The sequence below is a fragment of the Rubellimicrobium roseum genome, assembly GCF_006152145.1.
Classification (GTDB): domain Bacteria; phylum Pseudomonadota; class Alphaproteobacteria; order Rhodobacterales; family Rhodobacteraceae; genus Rubellimicrobium; species Rubellimicrobium roseum.
Genome location: NZ_VDFV01000114.1, coordinates 1 through 3,146, shown reverse-complemented (window position 1 = coordinate 3,146; position 3,146 = coordinate 1). Strand labels below are relative to the sequence as shown.

Here is a 3,146-nt window from a genome sequence, read left to right as displayed (position 1 = left end):
CGCGCAAACGGTCCAGAGCAGGGCGGGACGCAGGGTCCACACGGGGTCCTCGTGGCAGCGGGTCAGCGGAGCGACACGTTCCTGTTTTGTTCTAGCTGACGAGGTCGTGAGTCAAGAGGGTGACTCGCGTGACAACAGCACACCGTTGTCTCAGCTTACACCGCCAACACGGCACGAATGGCCACCACACACTCGGACCCCCAACTCGTTTGTATGTTTACATTGTGGCATTCCGGTAAGTAGCTTTCCCGCTTAGGACTCCACGCCACACGTTAGGCCTGTGGCACAATTACTTGCCCTGAGTCACGTCGAGGGGAACGTCACGCCCAGCGCACATGCGGGGGCTGATCTCGACGTCGTCCGCCGGCCCTGAGGCTGTCACTCACTCTCCATCGCTTTGAACCTTCTGGTGGTACCATGACCCTTCCAAGTGCCGTCCCCTCTCGGATCGTGATTTCCAAAGCCACTGCCCCAGGGGCCGTCTCAGGCAAACTCACGGGTACGGACCCGGACGGTCAACCGCTCACATTCGCACTTCTAAACGAGGGCGCACCGAAGCACGGCACCGTCGGGATTAGCTCGGATGGAACTTACACTTACACGCCGGCCGCAGGTTACCTGGGGCCGGACAATTTCTCATTCTGGACTATCGATCCAGAGGGCGGCACCTCCACTGCGACCGTGTCGATCTCCATAGCTCAGGACGCGCCAGTCGCGATCAGTGGAACCGGTGGCAGTGATGTGCTGATAGGTGGGAGCGGCAATAACACGATTCGTGGCGAGGCAGGCGACGATCAGATAAACGGTGGACAGGGCCAGGATCTAATCTACGGAGGGGAAGGCTGGGACGCCGTTACACTCAACGGCGTAGATGCAGCCGACTCTGCCTATGGGGGGGCAGGCATCGACCGACTCATCATCTACGGCTCTGATTCCGCAGATGATGATCTGTCCATCGTTTATGGAGGCGCAGTTTTCAACGGGGTCGCTATAGGCGTCGACTTCGAATGGATCGACTTTTTCGGTGGGGGAGGCAATGACACTATTGACGGAAGCAGCGAAGATTGGCCCGGAAGCCTTTACGGCGGAGCTGGCAACGACATTATAAAAACTACGATGTCCGAAAGTTATGGCGGCGCCGGCAATGACACGCTCTATGGCGGATTCATGGCGACCGTCCATGGTGACGATGGGGACGATGTCATTCGCGCCGATGGTGAGGCTGCAGCAGGCTACGGCGGAGACGGCAACGACACGATGATAGGCGATAATCTGCTTGTCGGCGGTGATGGTGACGACTCGCTAACAGGAGAGGACGGCTCTTGGTCAGTGCTTTCCGGAGGAGCGGGCAATGATACTCTCACAACCTCCTCCACTGGCAGCGAGCTTTACGGTGGTTTTGGTGACGATGTCCTGCATGGGCTCAGCCACAATCAAGTTCTTGCTGGAGGAGATGGGGCTGATCTCATCTATTCCGGCGTGGGTGCGGGCGGGTGGGGCGATATCGCCATCGATGGAGGAGCAGGGAATGACACGGTCGTGGGCAGTTCCGGGGATGAGTCTCTAATCGATGGTGGGGCAGACGACGATCACCTGTATGCAGGCGGTGGATTAGATACCGTAATCGGCGGAGACGGCAATGATTTCGTGCGCCTCGACGATGTTCAAGCCAAGGATTCGGCCGATGGGGGATTGGGATCTATCGACGTACTTGAACTGGTTGGCGGCAGTGCAGCTGACATCATGTCCGTCTCCGGAAGCGGAACAGTTATCAATGGCATTGCCATGGGCAGAAACTTCGAGCGCTTTCAGTTACTAGGGGGCGATGGCAACGATACACTGAGCGGCGGCACTGGCACCGACTTCCTCAATGGCAGCTTCGGCAACGACCATGTCTGGGGCGAGGACGGCCACGACACCCTCTCCGGCGAGGCCGGCAATGACACCCTTGACGGAGGCCTTGGCGACGACCGCCTGGGCGCGGGCACCGGGCTTGACCAACTCTCGGGCGGGAAAGGCAACGACATCCTGACCCTCAGAGGCGTGGAGGCGGGTGACACGGCAGATGGGGGCTTGGGCACGGATAGTCTGTGGATCACAGGCGGCAGCACTGGCGACCGCATCACTGTCTCGGGCGAGGGTGCGTTCGTCAACGGGATGGCCATAGGCACAGGTTTCGAGCGGTTTCAGTTCTATGGCGAGGACGGCAACGACACGCTGACGGGCGGCAGCGGGTCCGAGTTCTTCTACGGCGCGGCTGATGATGATGGCCTGTTCGGAGGCGGTGGCAGCGATGCTCTGTTCGGCGAGGCGGGGAACGACACTCTCATCGGCGGCCGGGGCGTCGACCGTGTGCTCGGGGGGGCGGGCAGCGACCTGTACGTCGTCGAAGATCCTAGCGACACGATCGTTGAGACCGCAGATGGCGGCACAGACCAGGTCAACGCCTGGGTCAGCCTGACACTGGCGTCTGAGGTGGAGAACCTCCTGCTGCGGGGCTCTGCGGCCCTGCACGGGACCGGGAACGGGCTGAACAACCGGATCACCGGCAACGACACCGACAACCTCCTCAACGGCAAGGCGGGCAATGACCGGCTGGATGGGGGCGCTGGGCGCGACACCCTCGCCGGAGAGGCCGGGAACGACATCCTGGTCGGGCGACATGGCAACGATCGGCTTGGAGCAGGGACCGGACTGGACCGCTTGGCTGGCGGCGAGGGCGACGACGTCCTGACCTTTCTGGGCGTCGAGACCGGCGACCGAGCCGATGGCGGAGCGGGGACAGACAGCCTCTGGCTCACCGGAGGCGCGAAGGCCGACACCATCTCCGTCTCTCAGGCGGGAGGCGGCGCGATGTTCAACGGAGTGGCGGTCGGCACCTCGATCGAGCGCTTCCAGTTCTATGGCGAAGACGGCAATGACGCTCTGTCAGGGGGGGGCGGCGCTGACTTTCTGTACGGAGGTCACGGCAAGGACCGGTTGCACGGGGCTGCGGGTCATGACCTTCTGCAAGGCGAGAAGGGCGATGACATCTTGGACGGCGGCTTGGGCAACGACAGGCTGTCTGGCGGGGTAGGCCGGGACAGGCTGACCGGCGGTCTGGGCCACGACGCCTTTGTGTTCACGGCCCGCTCGGAAGGCAGGGA

General features: G+C 61.9%; 1 protein-coding gene. It reads left to right on the top strand.

Going from position 1 to position 3,146, the window contains the following annotated elements:
• Window positions 1-417: 417 nt before the first annotated feature.
• Window positions 418-3,146, top strand: a 2,729-nt coding sequence (locus FHG71_RS22915; RefSeq protein WP_218014226.1) for an Ig-like domain-containing protein, incomplete at its 3' end; no start/stop codon positions are given.